This is a genomic window from Tsuneonella rigui (assembly GCF_003958625.1).
GTDB classification, from domain to species: domain Bacteria; phylum Pseudomonadota; class Alphaproteobacteria; order Sphingomonadales; family Sphingomonadaceae; genus Tsuneonella; species Tsuneonella rigui.
In genome coordinates, this window is record NZ_RSEL01000025.1 from 1 (window position 1) to 19146 (window position 19146).

Sequence of the window (19146 nt, forward strand, 5' to 3'; positions counted from 1 at the left end):
ATGCGCATCGGCTGCCCCAAGGAAATCAAGAACCACGAATACCGCGTGGGCCTGACGCCCGAGAGCGTGCGCGAGCTGTCTGCGCACGGGCACGAAGTGTGGGTCGAGACCGGCGCCGGCCTCGGCATCGGCGCGGACGACGGGCAGTACCGCCAGGCAGGCGCGGCCATCCAGGACGGCCCGGACCCGATCTTCGCCGAATGCGAAATGGTCGTGAAGGTCAAAGAGCCGCAGGCGGTCGAGCGCGCCAAGCTGCGCGAAGGCCAGGTGCTCTACACCTACCTCCACCTCGCGCCCGATCCCGAACAGACCGCCGACCTCGTCAAGTCCGGCGTCACCGGGATCGCCTATGAGACAGTCACCGGCCCGGGCAACACGCTCCCGCTTCTGAAGCCGATGAGCCAGGTCGCGGGACGGATGAGCATCCAGGCCGGCGCCACCGCACTGGAAAAGGCGCACGGCGGCCGCGGCGTGCTCTTGGGCGGCGTCCCGGGCGTGCTGCCCGGCAAGGTGATGGTGATCGGCGGCGGCGTGGTCGGCTTCAACGCTGCGCAGATGGCGGTCGGTCTCGGCGCCGACGTGACGATCCTCGACCGCGATCCCGAAGTGCTCGAGCGGCTCGGCACGCATTTCGAAAGCCGCGCCAAGACGCTATTCTCGAGCCAGGCGAGCATCGAGCAGACGATCTGCGAGGTGGACCTCGTGATCGGCGCGGTGCTGATCCCCGGCGCCGCCGCACCCAAGCTCGTCAGCCGCGAGATGCTCAAGTGCATGAAGCCCGGCGCGGTGCTGGTCGATGTCGCGATCGACCAGGGCGGCTGCTTCGAAACCAGCCACGCGACGACCCACGCCGACCCCACCTACGTCGTCGATGGCATCGTCCACTACTGCGTCGCCAACATGCCGGGCGCGGTTGCGCGCACCAGCACTTACGCGCTCAACAACGTCACCCTGCCGCACGCGCTGCGGATGGCCGACAAGGGCTGGCGCGAGGCGCTGCGCGCCAATCCGCACCTGGGCGAGGGGCTTAACGTGCATGCCGGCAAGGTGACCTATCAGGCGGTCGCCGAGGAGCTGGGATACGATTATCTGCCGGTGGCGGAGGCCTTAGCGAGCTAGTGCGCAAATCGAAGACGCCGAGCTTTTCGCGAGACATTACCTGACGAACACTCATCTTCGTCAACAGTGGCACGATTGGCACCTATTGAAGCTGGTGACACTGACAGCCGACTGTCTCCTATCGGCCCATAAATGACCGTTGATAAATGGCGCTAAACCACTTGAGGGCCGTCCGCCGGCTACGCCCTATCGGTGAACTGGAGTGCTGCTGGTCCACTGCGCGGCAAGAGCCGGAGCGGGGGTGAAACTTGGTGGCATGGGTTCAGCCGGCGGCGGGTGTCTGATCCCTTGCTCGATGTAACGAAGGGCTGAGATTATCCCATTTCTGGAAAAGGGCTTTGGTATGACTCCCTGTGCGCCCCCAAAATCCGCCGGAACGCTTTTGCTGTTCGCTGTGACGAAGACAATGAAGGTATCGGGCCAGCGCTGCTGAATGAGAGTCGATACCTCCAGGCCGCTGGAACCCTCGGCGAGCTGGACGTCAACGAACGCGAGATCAGGGTTGAGGTCCTTTGCCAGTGCGGCGACCGAGGGAAGCGACGGCGCCTCGGCGACGACCATGCACCCGGCATCCTCGACCATCATCGACAAGTCCATTACCAGAATGGCCTCGTCCTCGACTATGAGGACCTGCAAGGGAGCGGCCTTGGGCATCAATCAACCTGAGACGGGAAAAGACAATTCAACCAAAGTGCCTAGGGGTTGTTCCGGCCAGTCGATCGATGCCCCAATCTGTCTCGAAAGACGCTTGATCAGAACAAAGCCAAGACCTTCGGATGGTGGCTGAGCACCGCCGAGCCCCGGTCCGTCATCCTTGATCCGGATCATGGCCCGGTCCCCGATCCGCTTCACCGACACATCCAGGGTGCCGGCCCTGCCATCCGAAAAAGCATGTTTGATCGCGTTGGTGAGTATCTCGTTTAGCACGAGGCCGACGGCAGTCGCAGATTCCGAAGGGATCTCGACGTGGTCGACGTCGCACGTCACGCGCAGGTCCGTTCTGCCGCTCGCGCCGACAACGTCGGACACCAGGTTGGCAGCAAACGCACCCACGTCAAAGTGGCTGAGATCGTCAGATTCATAGAGCCTTCTGTGGACCGTCGCGAGGGCATCGATCCTCTGAAGCATGTTCTCCAGTTTCTCGGTGATCTGGGGATCGGCGATCGATCGTGCCTGCAACCTCAGGAGCGAGCCGATCATAGTCAGGTTGTTTTTGACCCGGTGGTCGACCTCGTGAAGCAGTAAGGTTTTGACCTCCAGAGCCTCCTTTAAGTCAGCGGTTCGCAGCGCGACTTCGCGTTCGATGACCTCCTTTTGCGCGGTGATCGTGGCTTGAGCTTCGACTCTCTCAGTGACGTCGAGCTGGGAGGCGAAGAAATACTGGATCGACCCGTCATCGTTGCGCACGGGGCTCAGATAGAGGGCATTCCAGAACGTGCTCCCATCTTTCCGATAATTGAGCAGGTCGACCGCGATATCGCGACCATCGGCGATAGCTTGGCCAATCGCCTTGACGGTTGCCGGATCGCTGTCCGGACCTTGGAGGAATCTGCAGTTTCTGCCGATCACCTCCTCCCGGGCATATCCGGTCAGGCTTTGAAAGGCCTGATTGCAGAATACGATCGGATTGTCGGGTTGAGCCGGGTCGGTGATGACCATCGGCATCCGTGTAGCGCGTACGGCGGCTGCGAAGGGATCGCCGCGCCCCAGGGCATGCGTAATCGCCTCGGTAAGGTGCCAGTCGTCCTGCTCTTTCATGCTGCCTCCGCCAGAGCAGCATTGCGACGCCGCCTGTATCCAGAAGATCGACCTTCGGTCGCGAACGACGGCTCATAGTGATCTGTGCCAGCCACTGTGTGTTTTACCCGACACAATCGTCGCGCCTTCTCGCCCAGCGTTGATGAGGCAGGCCGAAGCGAGCTGTTGCTAAACGTCGTTGCAAGCCGTGTCGGTGATTGCGGAAACCTCGATCGGAGCGTGTAGCCCAGTTGCACGTTGAGCTGCCTCCGAAAGACGCTTCGCCGTCTCCATCGCTGCACTTGGAAGCAGGGCGATGGCCACGCGAGGGCCGGTCATGACAACCTCGCCGTTGAGCACGTCGACCCTCAGGGGCTGATCTTCCGCGCCGAGTGTCAAAAGGGGTTCTCCGTAGTGCTACGCCTGACACTCAAGCACTGGCGTAACTGCTGGTTCCGGACTTGGAAGAGAAACCTTCCAGACAAATCGAACCTAGCTATATAGCAGTCACGGTTGCCCGGGGGCTCCAGGCTGCAGATTAGAGCGCAGGGGGCGCATGACGTTCACTACAGACAACGAGATCCTTGCGGAGATAGAGCCAGCGGTGGCGCTGAAGTTCGCCACGAATCTTGAGCGCGTCGAGCTGACAAGAGGTCAGGTTCTTCAGGAAACGGGTGATGCGGTAGACTGGGTCTGGTTTCCTGAAAACGCGCTGATCTGCATCGCATCCGAGAGCGTCGAGGGCGAGAGCGTGAGCGGGGGCATGATCGGCCGGAACGGTACCTTCGGGGCGTTCGAGGCTTGCGGGAGCCGCCTGAGTTACGCACGCGCGCTCGTGCAGATCGATGGAAACGCCTGGCGCATTCGCGATCATCATTATCGTGACCTGTTCGTTCAGTCGTCAAACCTTCGCGTAGCCATCCACAAACATATCGAGGCCTTGCTGGTGGAGGCGCGCCAGCTTGTTGCGTGCACCGCGATCCATCGGGTCGAGCATAGGATGTGTCGGTTCCTCCTGGATGCCTCGGCGCGCAGCCATCAAGGTTCCCACCTGACACTCACGCAAGAAGAGCTCGCGAATGCATTGGGCGTGCAACGATCGACCATCGCGGTTGCATCGTCAGCGCTTCAGCGCAGCGGGCTCATCCGCAGCCGCCGGGGTAGTATCGACATTCTCGACTTCTCTCGGTTGGAAGCCGCCGCCTGCTCTTGCCGTCGCACCATAGCCTTCGCTCAGCAGGAGATCCTGATGACGTCAGAGCGAGTGTGCGAAGCGTAACGATCCCTCACGCTGCGCTGATATCGAAAAGATACGGTCCTGACCGCTTTTGCCCAGGCGCGCCTTAGAGCGGCCCGGCAGCTTACGGCCTAACAGCTGACTGGCGGTTACGCGCCCAACATCAGTCCTTCAGGCAATTACCGAACGTTCCCGAAAGCAGCCATTAATTCAGTTTACGGGCCGTCGGTCGTTTTGAGCTTCCGGTTCCCAGAGCTCCCCGAAAACTAGTCATTATTACAAAAGGACACGCTCTTCGAGCGACAGAAGAGAACTCGAACATTGCCGCTAAGCTTTTGATATCAGATTCAGAGGATTGAGTGACTTGTCCGGTGGCCCCATTTATGGCCCGCCCAGTGAAACGCTGCAGAGGTTCGAGTCTCTCTAGAGCTCATTTACAGCCATACGACACCATCGAATATCGTCCCATCGGATCATCGCGATTCGATCGATAGATCCGGTTTAAGAACTCTCCAGGATGATTAATCTGCCTTGTCCGACGACCGTGCTTTTGCGTATTCCGGCTACAGGCTGTCGGCTCTATGGATTTTTTGGGTCGTGCCGATACCTTTCCGCAAAACTGGCCCCGGCGCGGCCCACCCACCTGCACTCATAATCGCGGCGCACTGCTGCAAGACGTTGTTGGTCGCCAGACTCTATTCACAGGGGGTCCTTCAGAAGGGGCTAGGGGCTAAGAATTTATCGCCAATAAGATGGCCAGAGGAGCCATTGGCACGTCACCCATGAAGACTAGCCAGCTGACCGGCAAATGATCGCACGATGGAGGCCCTGCTCTTTGCTATTTGACCTTGGTTATCCGGCTCATCAGGCGGCGCATCCTGGGCCCGGCGAACGCGGTACTTCGTTGCAAGAACTGCATGCGCGTTTTCCGGATGAAGAAGCCTGTCTGCGCCACGTCTTTCGCACCCGGTTTCCCCAAGACATGCAGTGCCCCAATTGCGGCGGTCCGACGAAGTGGATCGCGAGAACACGCGTTCGTCAAATAGTGCACGGTAAGTGCCGGCATATCATCAAGCCCTACAACGACACTATTTTCCAGCATTCGAACTGGCCGATCAGGTACTGGCTTTACGCCATGCTGCATGTGGCAAACTCGAAAACGAGCATAGATGGCAACTTTCTGAGCCGCCAGTTGGGTGTGCGGGAACAGACCGCGCGCGGTATGCTAGGGCGGATACGACTGCATCTCGCCGGCATCGACCACCTATCGGTGTTCGGTAAGCTCGGCGACACAGTGCATATCCGTCTCGAACGACCGCGCAGAATCTACATGCCGGGTGTCAAGCGCCGCAAGACAACGCAGGTGCTGTGCATGGCGGTCGGGCGATCAGTGCGGACAATCGTGACGGACATCGCGCGACCGCATCGGCTGAAGGTATTGGTCAATGCTCGAATACATCCTGAGGCGAAGGTCGTGACCGACTGTCACCACACACTACGAGTCGTCAGCGGCTACCGGGACTATCCGCGTCTAGTGTTTGACCCATTGTATTTCGCGGACCGCGAACCTGGGTCGGATTCAATAACGGGATTCATGAACAGCTTCGCCCGCGGAGTGAAGGGGCAACACAAGCATCTCCGAATGCCCGGCCTGTGGCTCTTCCTCAAGGAATACGAGTTTCGCTTCAACAGGCGGCATCGATCACATGAAACGTTCGGCGACATGCTGGCCGCGTTTCCCAGCTTCTCGCCATCCGTTCGCGAGACCCTGCGCGCGTGGAACGATGACCTCCCTCGCTAAAACGCGGGTCGTTCGCAAAGGCACAAGTGTCTTCGAGTTCTTCGAACGCTTTCCGGATGAACGGGCTTGTTTGCACCACATCCACCAAGTCCGATGGGGAGACCACTCACCCTGTCCTCGTTGCCAGCGTCACGGGCGCTGGTCTCGGCTCACGGGAACCAAAAAGTATCAGCACGCCTGCCGCAAGCACATCTCAATACTGGAGAACACCGTTTTCTTCCGCTCCAACCTTTCGCTCATGGCCTGGTTCTATGCGATGCTGCTGCTCTGCAATTCGTCCATCGGAGTGCGCTGTTCGACCGTTCGAAAGCAACTCGGCATCGGCGTCACGAGCAGCGGTCGAATGGTGAATTTGATCCGGCTGCAAATGGCGGCGTATGACCGCCCGAAAATGCTGGGAGGGGAAGGCAAGACGGTCGCGGTCGACGAGCTATATATCAAGTCGGCCCTACATAACGACGGGAGCGGCAGACTGACCGGCATGACCATCATGGGGTTTTCCTGCGACGGCATCGTCCTTGCCGGCATTGTCGCGGATCGAAGGCAGGAAACGATGGTGGGCGCCATCGCGCGTTTCGTCAGGCCGGGAAGCCTGATCGTCAGCGACGGCCACGCCAGCTATAAGTGCCTGCGCAGCCTCGGTTGGAGGCACGTCACCCTGAACCACGAACGGGGGATATGGGCTATGAATGGCTTTAATACAGCGGGTATCGAGACGTATTGGAACGTCCTGAAAAGGACCCTGGGCGCGTACCAGATGATCTCGGAGAAAAATCTATGGCTCTATCTGGCAGAAGCCGAGTTTCGCTACAACCACCGGCGAAGCGCACTTTCTAATTTCGACGAGCTCATCAGCTATTTCGCCGACATATCCGGCACTCATTCGGAAGCGCTGAGAAAAAAGTATGATTGGAGGGAATGAAGGGCGGTCACGAGGCTAGCGTCTGCCGGCCACCTTTCTCGGCCGGGACGCGAACGCGGATTGCGTATTGGACGCCGCCCACACCTGGCTCATCCCGTGGAACCCTCATGATACAAGCGGTCCTGCGGCCTACCCTGGGCATTCACCCCTGGAGTGTTAACGCGCGATCGCTTGGATCAGAAAGATCAAGCAGAGTGCGAGCAGCATTACGGCAACGACGTCGTATACGCGAGTCAGGGGCGTTCCTTTCGGCGAAAGGCGAGCATTCCGCCGCACGCCTGCGAAGTTAGTCAATTCACCTTACGCGTTGTACCGTCCTCAATGCACGGACTGCCGCATGTCTATCCGCCGGTGGGTTTCCATCTTGCTGTTGGCAGTTCGCGCGGCCAATCGCGCGCGCCGAAGCGCGGCAGTCGCGCCCCATGGCACTATTCATGGCACTGAGTGTACGCTCCGCATGGCAAACGGATTGTTTACCTTGTCTAGGTAGAACCCCTCATCCGCAGATCTTCAAGCGCAATGGATGGGAAAAGAGCGTGAGCAAAAACAAACTGATGTCACTCGCGCTGGCGAGTGTGGCCTTTACCGGCATGGTCCATAGCACTCCCGTGCTGGCGGCCTCGCAAGGTACGCTGGGACCGACTTCGAGCGGCAGCGTATCGATCACCGCGTCGGTGCCCAATCGAGCCCGCATCTCGGGCCTGACCGACGTGTCGTTCCTCAACCAGGACCCGGCCACCGCCGCGTCGGCCGCGCAGAACGTCTGCGTGTGGAGCAACACCGCGACCAAGGCCTATACGGTGACGGCGAGCGGCAACGGGACCGCCAACGCGTTCACCCTGAGCAACGGTTCGTCGACCGTGCCCTATTCGGTGGCCTGGGCCCCATCTATCAACCAGACTTCGGGCACTGCGCTGACTACCGGCACGGCGTCTGCCTCACTGACATCGACCGCGACTAACCAGACCTGCGCAAGCGGCCCGGCCGCCTCAGCCAGCCTGATCGTCGGCATCTCGACCACCGACCTCAGCACGATGAGCGCCGGCAGCAACTACCTGGGAACGCTGACCCTGCTGATCACGCCCCAATAAAAGCGACGATGGAACAACCTGAGGGCCCGTCGAGCGTCGGCTCGACGGGCCCTCTGTCTTGGTAACCTGAAATTTACCAATTTCCTTCAATCTCCTTAACCATGGCCTGGGGGAAATTCCTTACCTTTGCGGCAATCTCGCTGGGCGCGGCATCGCCTGCCGCGGCGGATTCCGCGCGAATTTTCGGCCTCGCCGACATCAACTTCGGCGCGATCGTCAACGCCATCGATCAAACAAGCAGCCAGAGCGTGATCGTCTGCAGCTACAAGAACAACCCGCAGAACCTGCCCTATTCCGTGACAGCGACGGGCAGCGGGACTGCAAGCGCTTTCCAGCTCTCGTCCGGCGCGGCAATCCTGCCCTTCGACGTGCAATGGGCCGATACCGCCGGGCAAGCCGGTGGAACGCAGCTCCAGCCCGGGACTCCGGCCGCAGGCTTCGCCAACGGCGCCACCGGCTTTGCCTGTCCGACGCAGGGCACCAACGCCTCCCTGACGGTCACCATCCGCAGCGCCGACATCGCCGCTGCCCCGGCCGGGACCTATAGCGGGACCCTGCAGCTCCTGATCGCGCCGCAGTGAAACAGCGATGACCATGCAGCGCCGAACTCCCCTGACCTATCCGTATGCAACGGCGTTGAGCTGCGCGATGCTCACGTCGGCCTTTGCCTGGCCCGCCCACGCCTCGGATCGACCGCTCATCGCGATGAGCGAGCCCGCTGGCTTCGCCAGCCTAACCGCCGAACGTACGATGGTGGTCGACCTCTACTTTGGCGGCGCCCGCCGCGGCGAGGCTCGTGTCGACGTAACGCCGGGTTCGATCCGGTTCGTCGACCCGCGCGGGGTGCTCAGCTTGCTGCCCAGTCTCGAGAGTCCGGACCTCGTGCTGGATGCGCTCAGCGGGCACGAGCTGCCCTCCAACTCGGAGCTGCGGTGCTCGCTCGGAAGCGATCCGCAGACCTGCGGCCGCATGGCACCATCGGTTTTCAGCGTCATCTTCGACCCCGACAGGTTCCGGGTGGATATCTTTCTCAACCCCAGGTTTGTCAGCGTGCAATCGCGCGTGGAGGAGCAGTTCCTGCCGCGAGCTCAAGGTGGCCCTTCGCTCATCAACTCGATCGGCGCCGTCCTGTCGGGGCAGTTCGGCGAACGGAAGCAGTATTCCAGTGTCTTCGATCAGCTGATCCTTGCGGAGGGTGACAAGCGCCTCCGGGCCGATGTCGGCTACACCACCGGACAGGGGTTCGAAGCGGACCGGGTGCAGGTAGAATGGGACCGGCCCGGAGTGCGCTACTCGGCCGGCGCCATGTGGTCGCCGGGAAGCGAACTCGAGGGCCGGCGCAAGTTTGTCGGGGGCGGGGTGGAAAGCCAGATCGATACGCGGCTGGACAAGGATACCATCACGGGCAGCCCGATCGTCTTCTACCTGGAGCAGCGCGCCCGCGTCGACGTTCTGCGCGAAGGCCGGCTGCTGAGCTCGGCGATCTATGAGGCCGGGAACCAGCAGATCGACAGCTCGAACCTGCCCGAGGGATCGTACGACATCACGCTGCACATCGAGGAGCCCGGCCGCGCGCCGCGCGACGAGCGCCGGTTCTTTACCAAGAGCCGCCGTATTCCCTCGCTCGGCCGGACCGATTTCTTCCTGTTCGGTGGCGTGCTGATTGACGATTCCCGCTTGGGGCTGTCACAATCCTCGGACGGCGTTTACTTCCATGGCGGTGTCGCCATTCGCGCCAGCAGGAACTGGGCGTTCGGGGGTAGCTTCGAGCTTGGGGGACGCGTCGCCTCGAGCGAGCTGTCAGCGACATACCTTACATCCTTCGCGCAGGTCCGCGCCGCCGCCGTGGCCAACACCGACGGCACGGTTGGCGGTATCCTCCAGCTCGCCTCCGCGGGCACCTCCCGCCTGAACTTCAACTTCGACCTGCGCCGAGTGATGGGCGACGCCCGCCATTCATCTCCGGCCGCCCCCCCGGTAGGGGAATCCGATGATCCAGCCGAGTTCGCGGGCGTTCGCGGCAGCTATTCCCAGCTGGGCGGACTGGTATCGTATAATCTCGCCAACCTGCGCTTTCTCGGAACCGGTTTCTACCGCGAAGAAGCGGGGCATTATCCCCAGTACAGCATCAGTCCGGCGCTCGAGTGGGATGTCCTGCGCCGTGGGCGGCTCACGCTCACGGTGCGCGGCGACATGACCGTCACCGAGCGGGGCAACGCGGGCTTTGCCGGAATGAGTCTCCGGCTACTCGGTCCGCGCTCGACCTATTCCGCCCTCGCCGGCGCACGTGCCTCAAGCGTCGATGGCGACGACCGGGGTGACGGCGCCGTTGCCGCCATGTCAGGGTCCTGGTCCAGCACTGTGGCGGGAGGAGACCTGTCGCTCGGTGCAGGCCTTGAGCACCAGCCCAAGCGGGAGAATGCCATCCTCTCGGGCGACTTCCGTCATCCTGGCGGTTCGCTCTCGCTGGATGTCGCGCACACCGACGTCAGCGGGTCCGATACGACCCAATACAGCATGGGGTTCCAGACGACCCTCGCCGCGGGTGGCGGGAGGCTGCAGGTCGCGGGCAAGACCACCAGCGAAAGCCTCCTGATAGCGCACATCGATGGCGCCGAAGCAGACGATACCTTTGAGGTCCTGGTCAATGAACAGCCTGCAGGAACCTTGGCGGGCACCCGGGCCGTGACACTCGCGCTGCCGGGCTATCGCAGCTACAGGGTCCGGATCCGGCCGACGGGGGAGCGCCTGCTCGCCTACGACAGCGCGTCACGCGCGGTGGCGCTTTATCCCGGCACGGTCGCACGGGTCGAATGGAGGGCGGCGCCGATCACCATCAAAGTCGGGCGCCTCGTCGACGCCGACGGTTCGCCGGTCAGGGGCGCCGTCCTCACCGCCCGCGGGGCTTGGGCAGAGACCGACGATCAGGGTCACTTCCAGATCGAGGCGCCCGACGACGTCGAGCTGACTGTCGCGTTGCCGGACGGCACCTCGTTTGCCAGCATCCTGCCTACAGGCCGCGCCACATCGGGTGTATTCCGGGTCGGCACCATCTCCCTCGGGAAGCGCGATCCCAAACTGGGTCTCGCCACCCGTCCTCATTACATCGCCGGAGACTGAGATCATGAAGAAGACACTGCTATGGTCCGCCGCATTCATGGCCTCCTTCGGATTCGCATCGTTGGCACACGCCGAGATGGTCCTGAGCCAGGTCATCGTGGACCTCCTCCCTGGCAAACCGCTGCGGGAAGACATAGAGGTCTGGAACGACGGCGATGAACGCATGTACGTAGTGGCCGAGCCATCCGAGATTGCCGGCGCCGGCACGGCACATGAGAAACGTGTAGCGGTGCCGTCGAGCGACGACGCCGGCCTCCTCGTCGCTCCGCGCCGCCTGGTCCTTGAGCCCGGCGAGCGTCGCACGATTCGGATCGCGACCTTTGGCGAGCGCCCAGCATCGGAGCGTGTCTATCGCGTCGCTATCAAGCCGGTGGCCGGCCCGCTGACCGCCGAACAAAGCGCGCTCAAGGTTCTCGTCGGTTACGATACGCTCGTCCTCGTCCGGCCCGCCGAGCTCGTTGACGACCTCCGCGCCGAGCGTGCGGGAGACACACTGACGCTGCGCAACTTGGGCAACACCTCGCAGGAGATTTTCGCGGGGAGCCAATGTGCTGGTGAGGGCCGCGATTGCCGCACCCTCCCAGACAAGCGCCTCTACCCGGGCGGCGTGTGGACTCAGTCGGTGCCTTTCAAAACGCCCATTCACTACAAGTCCTCGATCGGCTCGAGGGCGCGCGAGCGAACGTTTTAATCGCATCGCTCAGGGCATAACGGACAGAAGGTCAACCGAGAGGGTTGCGCCATAGGATAATGCCTGCGTTGATCCAGACCAGGATCAACACCAGACCGATCAAGCACGCTTCCACAACCATGCCCTTGCTAATGGGCGAGCGCTCCAAGGGGTCCACATACCTCCAGCTGCGGTAATCAGTCGTGTCACCCCGAGAGGCTTTTCGGTGCTCGTCAGGTTCGTCGTCGCTCAAGGTCATGCACTAGCCTACCATTGCGCCACCGGTCATGCCAGACCAAGGGCAAGCGTGCGGACGGCAGAGATTTTTTCGAAACCCGTCAGCACGCCCGCACAAGCGAGGATTTTCGAATTGAAGGCGATCGTTGTCGGCGCACAAGGCCAACTTGGACGCGAGCTCATCAGGCAAATCCCCACGGATGTGCTGTGCATCGGTCTGGGCCGAGCCGAGCTCGACATCACGGACCCGGTCGCTGTAAGCGCGATGATGGACCTCTATCGCCCCGATTTGGTATTGAATGCCGCTGCCTACACTGCCGTCGATAGGGCGGAAAGTGAAGCAGCGTGCGCGTTCGCGATCAACGCCGCAGGTGTCCGGAACCTTGCCGAGGCGGCCACGGAGCGCGGGGTTCACTTGCTTCATGTCTCCACCGATTTCGTTTTTGATGGGGAGACCAGCCGTGCCTACTCCCCGGAGGATGAGCGCAACCCCTTGTCGGTCTACGGCCGCAGCAAGGCGGCAGGCGAGGACGCACTCGGAGCGGACGGCACCGTGGTGCGGACGTCATGGGTCTATGGCGCGGGTAGCACGAATTTCGTCACGACCATGCTCCGACTGATGGCCGAGCGCGGCGAGGTCCGCGTGGTTGCCGACCAGATTGGCGCGCCCACGTGGGTTGACGGACTGGCCGAAGTGATCTGGCGTCTTGGCCAACAGCGCCTTAGCGGCGTGTGGCATCATTCGGACGCCGGGGTCGCGAGTTGGTACGACTTCGCGATGGCGATCGCGGAAGAAGGCGTTGCCGCGGGTCTGCTCGTCTCCATGCCAAGCGTCGAGCCTGTGACATCCGCGGAATTTGCGATGGCGGCGCGGCGGCCAAAATTTTCCGTGTTGGATTCGCGAGTGACCCGCCAAACATTGGATATGCCCGCCGTCCACTGGCGCACCAACCTTCGGCGTATGTTATTCGCCTGATATCCGATGCTTAAAGGGCAGCGCTACGATCCCACAGGCGAACCGGTAATGCGCTCCGGTTGCAACTTACGTTCAAGGGGGCGGCTACCGGGGGCTTTGCGCGCTAACGCCGGGCGGCGCCAGCCCGCCCGGTACGACCTTTCCTCGTGCAGTGAATACGGACGCGCTGTCGCGCCTACCCGCGGAGCAAGTCATCTCGACCAAATAATCGCTTCGAAGGTCCTGCGGGCCAGCACATGGCGGCGTGGCATCGGCGCGGGCGAACCCCCGCCATGCGGCGCACAAAGACACCACCCGTTGGTCTTTGAAGTAGCGGCCGCCCCGCTCTTGATCAGCCAACTTGTGATTGCTACGCAGAACTACCTAAAGAGACAAAACCGGACGTTAAGGCTGTTTCTCTGAATACGGATTAGGTACTGACACTAAGTATTCGAACGGGGGGCATGAGATGGCAAATACCGTAATTGTCCACATCCTTGACCGTGACCTGAGCCGCCGAGCCGCGGTCTCCCGCACGATCATGGCGCTCGGGATGCATGCCGAGGTCTACGAGGATGTCGGAGAGCTGGCCGCCAGGCCACCCCGCAGCGGCATCGTGATGGTTCACGACGACAAGGACGGTCCCCACCTTTCGGAAGTTATGACGGCGGCCGAGCGGAAGGGGAATTATCTTCCGATCACCATGTACGCGAGCGAGATCGACCCCGAGCGGATCGTGGTTGCGATGCAATCGGGCGCGCTCGACTACCTGCACTGGCCAAGCGGCGCCGAACGGTTCCGGCGTTCGCTGGAGCGGGTGGGGTCCCTCGACCGGGCCGCGGCCCTGCGCAGACGCAAGGACGACGAGGCGCGGCGACTTGTAGCCACGCTTTCCGTGCGCGAGATGGATGTGCTGCGCGAGCTGGTGAACGGCGCTTCCAATAAGGAAATGGCGCTGATACTGGGCATCAGTCCGCGGACGGTCGAAATTCACCGCGGGAACGTCATGCGCAAGCTCAATGCATCATCGACAGCCGACGCGGTGCGGATCGGCCTGTTCGCCGGGCTTGACCGGTAGCACGCAGCTGCCGCGAGACCTGCTCACGCAGCGAGCCGATACACGTGCAGTAAGCGACCACGATTGCCTGGGACAGCGTGCTCGCGCTCGCCGCCGATTGATGCTTCCCGCCAGCGAGTGATACCATCGCGGTAACGGTGCGGCCGTCCACCGAGCGCGAAATTGCGAAATCGACACCCCGACCTGGCAGAAGCAGCGCGGCAGCGTCAAATTGCCCGCGCTCGAGCAACCCTTCGAAGCTAACTTCGCAGATCTCGACCCCAAAGAGGTGGGCAAGCGGGGCAGGTGTGAGCTGAGCCAGGTGAAAAAGATGCCGCAGCGATGATTCGGCAGCGTGACCGCACGCAGCGTGCGCGCGGGATTGGATGACCTCAAACCGCTCGAACCACAACGAGGGCTCCAACGGCTCGATCCCGCGTGCAACGGCGTCCACCCTTTGCGTCATCGCCCCCCCCGTCCCTTGCGCCTCGAAAGGAGAGCCCCGCACGGCCCCCTCGCCCAGCCATCATTTGGATCCCGCCTCTGTTGTACCCAAAACCGGTCCATTTTCAACATTTTTTGAATGGCGCCAGCTTACAATTTTCCCGATCACCCTGTTATTTCAATACAATTGTCCCATCGCGGGGCGCGATGACCAGTCTTGGACCGCTCCACTTTCGACATAATTATCGAGGGAATTCGCACCGCAGAGCAAGTCGGGCGAAGCCACGCATGTCCCCAAGCTATGTTCATGGGCAAATCGCGCAAAACAACTAACTGCTGGGCGCCTGTGATCGCTGGATGGCTAGTCTGGCAAAGGCATCTGAAACTGGGCGATGCCATCGATCACATACCGGCGCATCAGGGCATATCCCGTCTCCGTCAATTCTATCAGCATGACCCGCGCATCCTCCGGAGCGCGAAGCCGCTGCAGCAATCCTTGGCTGTTGAGGAGCCCAATCCAACGCAGACCGGTGGCGTGAGGCGCGCCGCCGGCGGCGCACAGCCGCGTGGTCGTCACCTGTTCACCACGGCACCGCGCGATGAACAAGGTGAGAAGCATATCCCACGCCGGCTCGCCGAATAACGAAGCATCGAAGAGGTTCAACCGGCGCTTGCGCGCGTCGTGGATTGACGACGCGATGGCCGCGAGCTTGCCGTCGCTGAAATCCAGGGTTGGCAGCGTGTCACTGGCGAGTGCGGCAGCCTCGATCTCCGCGACCCGGGATGACAATTCCTCCCAGTTCTGGCGCAATTTTTCCAGTTCCACCGATGTGACCGGTTCGCCTGGGTCAGTATCCATTTTGCGATTCACTTTTTCTGCTTTGAGGACCGCGCAAGGCGACGGCGATGTACTCGAGGCATGACCACGCGCGCTTCCGACGCGCCGCGCCGGTGAGCTCAGCGTCGCATCGCCGCTCGGCAACTTCCGGTTTGGTACGCCGAGGACGGATGTCACCGGCCCTGACCAGCCAGCCGATGATGCGTGCGGCGGGACGAGTCGCGCGATCACGATTACCACGAGACACGGATCCCATGGATATCCCCTATTCAAATCGCGATCGACGGCCCCCCTTGGCGGCCTATCGAGGTAAAGGCAATGACGCTCCGACGGATTACACCGCGGGTGGGCCAACGCAGCGCGATCACAGTTGCCTTCGGATCTCCAGCGCAAGTGCGCCCCTCAGGGGTGCCGCTGGCCACCGATGTGTAGACGAGCTATTTGGCAGCCGGCCAGCGACATCACCGCGCCCCGGCGACGCACACGCGACGTCGCGGTTACGGGCGGCGATCAGCGAACGCCCGAGAATATCCTAGCGGGTTCCGCCGATGCGGCGCGCTACCGCTTCGGTCTTGCTGCGGCTCTAGCCGCCCATCCCCGCCGACGTTCGAGCTGCAATCGCCTCATGTGCGACAAGTATCGAAACCAAGGGCTGTGGCATGGAGAAATGGTAGCCCTGGAAGAAATCGCTGTTGGCCTGCCGAGCGATGGCCTCATCTTCCGGGTCGCTAATGGCTTCGCAAGTCACCGACATGTTCAGGCTCTTCGCGAGCCGCACATTTGCTCGCATGATGGCGATCGAGCCGAGGTCGCGCGCATGGCGCAGAAACGATCGGTCGAGCTTTACATGTGAAACGCCAAGCTTGGCGAGAAATGTGAGACTTACGTTGCTCGAGCCGAAGTTGTCGACCGCCAGGGCGAACCCGGCCTCTGCCAAAGCGGCCATCATCGGCTCGATTCTGGTGCCGTGCTTGGCAATTTCACCTTCCCCGATTTCCAGAATGAAGCGCGCAGCGTCCACCTCTTCCTCCGCTAAGATAGCTTCCAGGCTGCTCACGAACCGCGTGTCCAGCAGCTGGCTGGCCTCGACGTTGATGCTGATCTGAACGTGAGGCTGCGCGGCGGCAGCGCGGCAACAGGCGCGCACGACGTACAGGCTAAGCTCTTCCAACAGCCTGAATTCCTTGGCGACCGCGATTGCCTCATCGGGCGAAATGTCGCCCCAATCGTCGTCATACCAACGGAACAGCGCTTCGAGCGCGACGGGGCGCAAGTCGCGTCCCACAACTGATTGAAAATGGGTGTTGAGACCGATGTGATCATCGAGCGATCGGCGCAATTTTTCGCCGAGCTCAGCGCGCCGGGTGACCAAACGCAGGAGGTCGTCATCAAAAACCTCGACGCCGCTGCGGGTCAGCTTGGCCTTATACATCGCGATATCCGCCTTGCGCATGGCGTCCGATGGCGACTCTGTCGTCGATGCGTCTAGCGCCACCAGTCCGGCGCTGCAGCCGATCATACATGCCCGGCCACCGATCCGATAGGATCCCCCAACGCGCCGGCGGACCTCGTGGCAAACTCCTTGCGCGACGGTGACCGTAGTTCGATCCAGAATGACGGCGAATTCGTCGCCGCTCAATCGAAAGAGCGCCTGCGGGCCGACCACTTCGGCCATCCGGTCGAATGCGCTTCGCAGAACTTCATCGCCACTCTGGTGGCCGAGCGTGTCATTGACCCGCTTGAAGCCGTCGAGATCGATGAAGATTAAGCACGCATAGGATCCTCCCAGGGACGCTGTATGCGCTTCTTCTAGCGCATCGAGGAACGCGCGCCGGTTCTGCCCCCCCGTCAGGCTGTCGGTCTTGGCCTCCCGCTCTGCGGTCTCGGCGCTTTGCGCCAGAGTTCGATAGAGGGCCCGAAGATCCGAGTGGAGCAAGCTGAGAACGAATAAGGTTGCTGTGCCGGAGCAGCCGACGATGAACAGCAGATTGCGCCAGTCAACGCTGCCTGCCCCGCCGATTGCGCTCATCGCCACGATGAGCGCAACCGTGGTCAGGGCGACCATCGTCGCACCCGCACCCGCAAGAAGTGATGTCAAAGTCCGTGACCCGCCCACGCGTCGGTAATATCACGGTAGGGTTGATGATTGCTCGTGGCCGGCGTCCCGTAGCTGCGTGAAATTACTTACGTCGCTGAGCGTCATCACCGCAGGCGGTCCTGCGGTGATGACGCTCATCGGACGTGGCAGCGCGACGACTTCCGCGTTGGCTCTCCCTCCGGCACGGTCTTCGGTCCCTCGTATATTCACCTTGGCCCCAACCAACGAGGTTGTGAGATCTGCTTTCCGGGCCGCGGAGTAACGCGTTCGGAAATTTTCCTGAGTGGCCGCTCTTATATCGGCAAGGCCGAGGCGACCTTTGCGAGTGGCGCGCTCAAGGACGCGGCAATGAGCTGGGTCAGGATCAGCGCCACTGTCATTCCCCCTAAAGCCATCGCGAGGAATTGCAGCTGCCGGGCAAGCCGATTGGAAGCTTCGAGCCGAGCCCAAAAATCAGGAACCTGCGCCATCTGGCCGGCCGCCGGCCGCACCCGGCTCCGGCGGTCAGAGACAGGGCCAGTGGGCTCCCTTCCCGGTGACTTGAGTTCGTCGAGATCGATGTCCTCCAGGGACTGGACACCAAATCGGTCACCCGCGATCCAACGCACCCGTCCGACAATCGAGAACGGCCCGCGGCAGACTTCGACATATGACCCCAAGGGGGGCGGCGGTATATGACGCACCATCATCCCACGGGACGACACGTTGCAGATCTGAGAATCGCCCCAACCCATATCGGACTTCAGCCGCGCCTTTAGGCTGACCGTAACACGAGTCTCGCGCGCACGCTTGTGTGACATCAGGTGACCGGCCCTTGCTAACCAAGCCGGTTCCTATCGCAATTTCAGTCACTTTTTCAGGAAGATAGGGTTCCGTAGTTTTCCGCATCGTGCCGCGGTCATCGGAGAGACGCACGGGCACCTCGCGCTCAATTCGCATCACCAGAGCTGGAGCGGCAACTCCTCGCCGCTTTGAGGAAAAATCAGGGCCGAACAACGGGCCCATCGGTGCGCAGCAAGCCCGCGAGGCCGACATCTTCATCGAGCTGGGGCCAATGGATGCCCTCGCCGGAGTATGGTGAAAGCCTCCTCAATCCCGGCTAGGGCAAATTACAAAGGGAATAATAGAGCAGCCTTGCGCTCGGCGTTCGGATCGCGCAGCACGTAGCCGCGGCCCCACACGGTCTCGATGTAGTTCTCGCCGCTGCACGCGTGGCTGAGCTTCTTGCGCAGCTTGCAGATGAACACGTCGATGATCTTGAGCTCGGGTTCGTCCATCCCGCCGTAGAGGTGGTTGAGGAACATTTCCTTGGTCAGCGTGGTGCCCTTGCGGAGCGAAAGAAGCTCCAGCATCGCGTATTCCTTGCCGGTCAGGTGGACCCGCGCGCCATCGACCTCGACTGTCTTGGCATCGAGGTTCACCGCCAGCTTGCCGGTGCGGATGACCGACTGGCTGTGGCCCTTCGAACGGCGCACCACGGCGTGGATGCGGGCGACCAGCTCTTCGCGGTGGAACGGCTTGGTCACGTAATCGTCGGCGCCGAAGCCGAACGAGCGGATCTTCGAATCCATCTCGGCGATGCCCGACAGGATCAGTACCGGCGTCTGCACCTTGGCGACGCGGAGCTTCTTCAGCACGTCGTATCCGTGCATGTCTGGCAGGTTCAGGTCGAGCAGGATGATGTCGTAATCATACAGCTTGCCGAGGTCCAAGCCCTCTTCGCCGAGATCGGTCTGATAGACGTTGAACCCCTCGGTCGTGAGCATCAGCTCGATCGCCTTGGCCGTCGTCGGCTCGTCCTCGATCAGCAACACGCGCAT

The 19146-nt window shown here is 61.8% G+C and carries 17 protein-coding genes; 10 read left to right on the plus strand and 7 right to left on the minus strand.

The features are described from left to right. Window positions 1-1119, plus strand: a 1119-nt coding sequence (gene ald, locus ELY12_RS10810) for an alanine dehydrogenase (RefSeq protein WP_126176722.1), incomplete at its 5' end; no start/stop codon positions are given. Between the two features lie 186 nt (window positions 1120-1305). On the opposite strand, the gene ELY12_RS10815 is transcribed toward ald, so the two are convergent. Then, window positions 1306-1773 (minus strand): response regulator, encoded by a 468-nt coding sequence (locus ELY12_RS10815; protein ID WP_126176723.1) that lies wholly within the window; start codon window positions 1771-1773, stop codon window positions 1306-1308. A 3-nt stretch (window positions 1774-1776) separates the two neighbouring features. Next, window positions 1777-2877, minus strand: coding sequence for a PAS domain-containing protein (locus ELY12_RS10820; RefSeq protein ID WP_126176724.1), 1101 nt, complete (start codon window positions 2875-2877; stop codon window positions 1777-1779). Between the two features lie 583 nt (window positions 2878-3460). On the opposite strand from ELY12_RS10820, the gene ELY12_RS10825 reads away from it, so the two are divergent. The 9 genes from ELY12_RS10825 to ELY12_RS10865 all read left to right on the plus strand — a co-directional run bounded on the left by ELY12_RS10825 (window position 3461) and on the right by ELY12_RS10865 (window position 13967). Next, window positions 3461-4135, plus strand: coding sequence for a Crp/Fnr family transcriptional regulator (locus tag ELY12_RS10825; RefSeq protein WP_164549484.1), 675 nt, complete (start codon window positions 3461-3463; stop codon window positions 4133-4135). 793 nt (window positions 4136-4928) lie between these two features. Beyond that, window positions 4929-5894, plus strand: coding sequence for a transposase (locus tag ELY12_RS10830; protein ID WP_126176726.1), 966 nt, complete (start codon window positions 4929-4931; stop codon window positions 5892-5894). Further along, window positions 5878-6816 carry an IS1595 family transposase gene (locus ELY12_RS10835; protein WP_277600250.1) on the plus strand — a complete coding sequence of 313 codons (939 nt, stop codon included), beginning with the start codon at window positions 5878-5880 and terminating at the stop codon, window positions 6814-6816. The genes ELY12_RS10830 and ELY12_RS10835 overlap by 17 nt, the downstream gene beginning before the upstream one ends. A 536-nt stretch (window positions 6817-7352) precedes the next feature. Next, a complete protein-coding gene (locus tag ELY12_RS10840; RefSeq protein WP_126176728.1) occupies window positions 7353-7907 on the plus strand; it encodes a hypothetical protein in 555 nt (184 codons plus the stop codon). Between the two features lie 101 nt (window positions 7908-8008). Further along, window positions 8009-8488 carry a spore coat protein U domain-containing protein gene (locus ELY12_RS10845; protein ID WP_126176729.1) on the plus strand — a complete coding sequence of 160 codons (480 nt, stop codon included), beginning with the start codon at window positions 8009-8011 and terminating at the stop codon, window positions 8486-8488. 7 nt (window positions 8489-8495) lie between these two features. Further along, window positions 8496-11027 (plus strand): TcfC E-set like domain-containing protein, encoded by a 2532-nt coding sequence (locus tag ELY12_RS10850; RefSeq protein ID WP_126176730.1) that lies wholly within the window; start codon window positions 8496-8498, stop codon window positions 11025-11027. 4 nt (window positions 11028-11031) lie between these two features. Then, the gene (locus tag ELY12_RS10855) at window positions 11032-11718 is read left to right on the plus strand and encodes a fimbria/pilus periplasmic chaperone (protein WP_126176731.1); all 687 of its coding nucleotides are present in this window, start codon (window positions 11032-11034) and stop codon (window positions 11716-11718) included. Between the two features lie 349 nt (window positions 11719-12067). After that, window positions 12068-12910, plus strand: coding sequence for a dTDP-4-dehydrorhamnose reductase (rfbD, locus tag ELY12_RS10860; RefSeq protein ID WP_126176732.1), 843 nt, complete (start codon window positions 12068-12070; stop codon window positions 12908-12910). A 520-nt stretch (window positions 12911-13430) separates the two neighbouring features. Continuing rightward, window positions 13431-13967: a response regulator transcription factor gene (locus ELY12_RS10865; protein ID WP_164549487.1), complete on the plus strand. Its 537-nt coding sequence runs from the start codon at window positions 13431-13433 to the stop codon at window positions 13965-13967. Between the two features lie 784 nt (window positions 13968-14751). Here ELY12_RS10865 and ELY12_RS10870 read toward each other — a convergent pair. The 5 genes from ELY12_RS10870 to ctrA all read right to left on the minus strand — a co-directional run. Continuing rightward, a complete protein-coding gene (locus ELY12_RS10870; RefSeq protein ID WP_126176734.1) occupies window positions 14752-15249 on the minus strand; it encodes a MarR family winged helix-turn-helix transcriptional regulator in 498 nt (165 codons plus the stop codon). A 562-nt stretch (window positions 15250-15811) separates the two neighbouring features. After that, window positions 15812-17293, minus strand: a complete 1482-nt coding sequence (locus tag ELY12_RS10875; protein WP_126176735.1) for a bifunctional diguanylate cyclase/phosphodiesterase — start codon at window positions 17291-17293, stop codon at window positions 15812-15814. Between the two features lie 326 nt (window positions 17294-17619). After that, window positions 17620-18126, minus strand: coding sequence for a PilZ domain-containing protein (locus ELY12_RS10880; protein ID WP_126176736.1), 507 nt, complete (start codon window positions 18124-18126; stop codon window positions 17620-17622). Window positions 18127-18308: 182 nt separating this feature from the next. Then, complete coding sequence (locus ELY12_RS14640) at window positions 18309-18419, minus strand: DUF2442 domain-containing protein (RefSeq protein WP_420907056.1); 111 nt, start codon at window positions 18417-18419, stop codon at window positions 18309-18311. 16 nt (window positions 18420-18435) lie between these two features. Then, window positions 18436-19146, minus strand: a 711-nt coding sequence (ctrA, locus tag ELY12_RS10885) for a response regulator transcription factor CtrA (RefSeq protein ID WP_126176737.1), incomplete at its 5' end; no start/stop codon positions are given.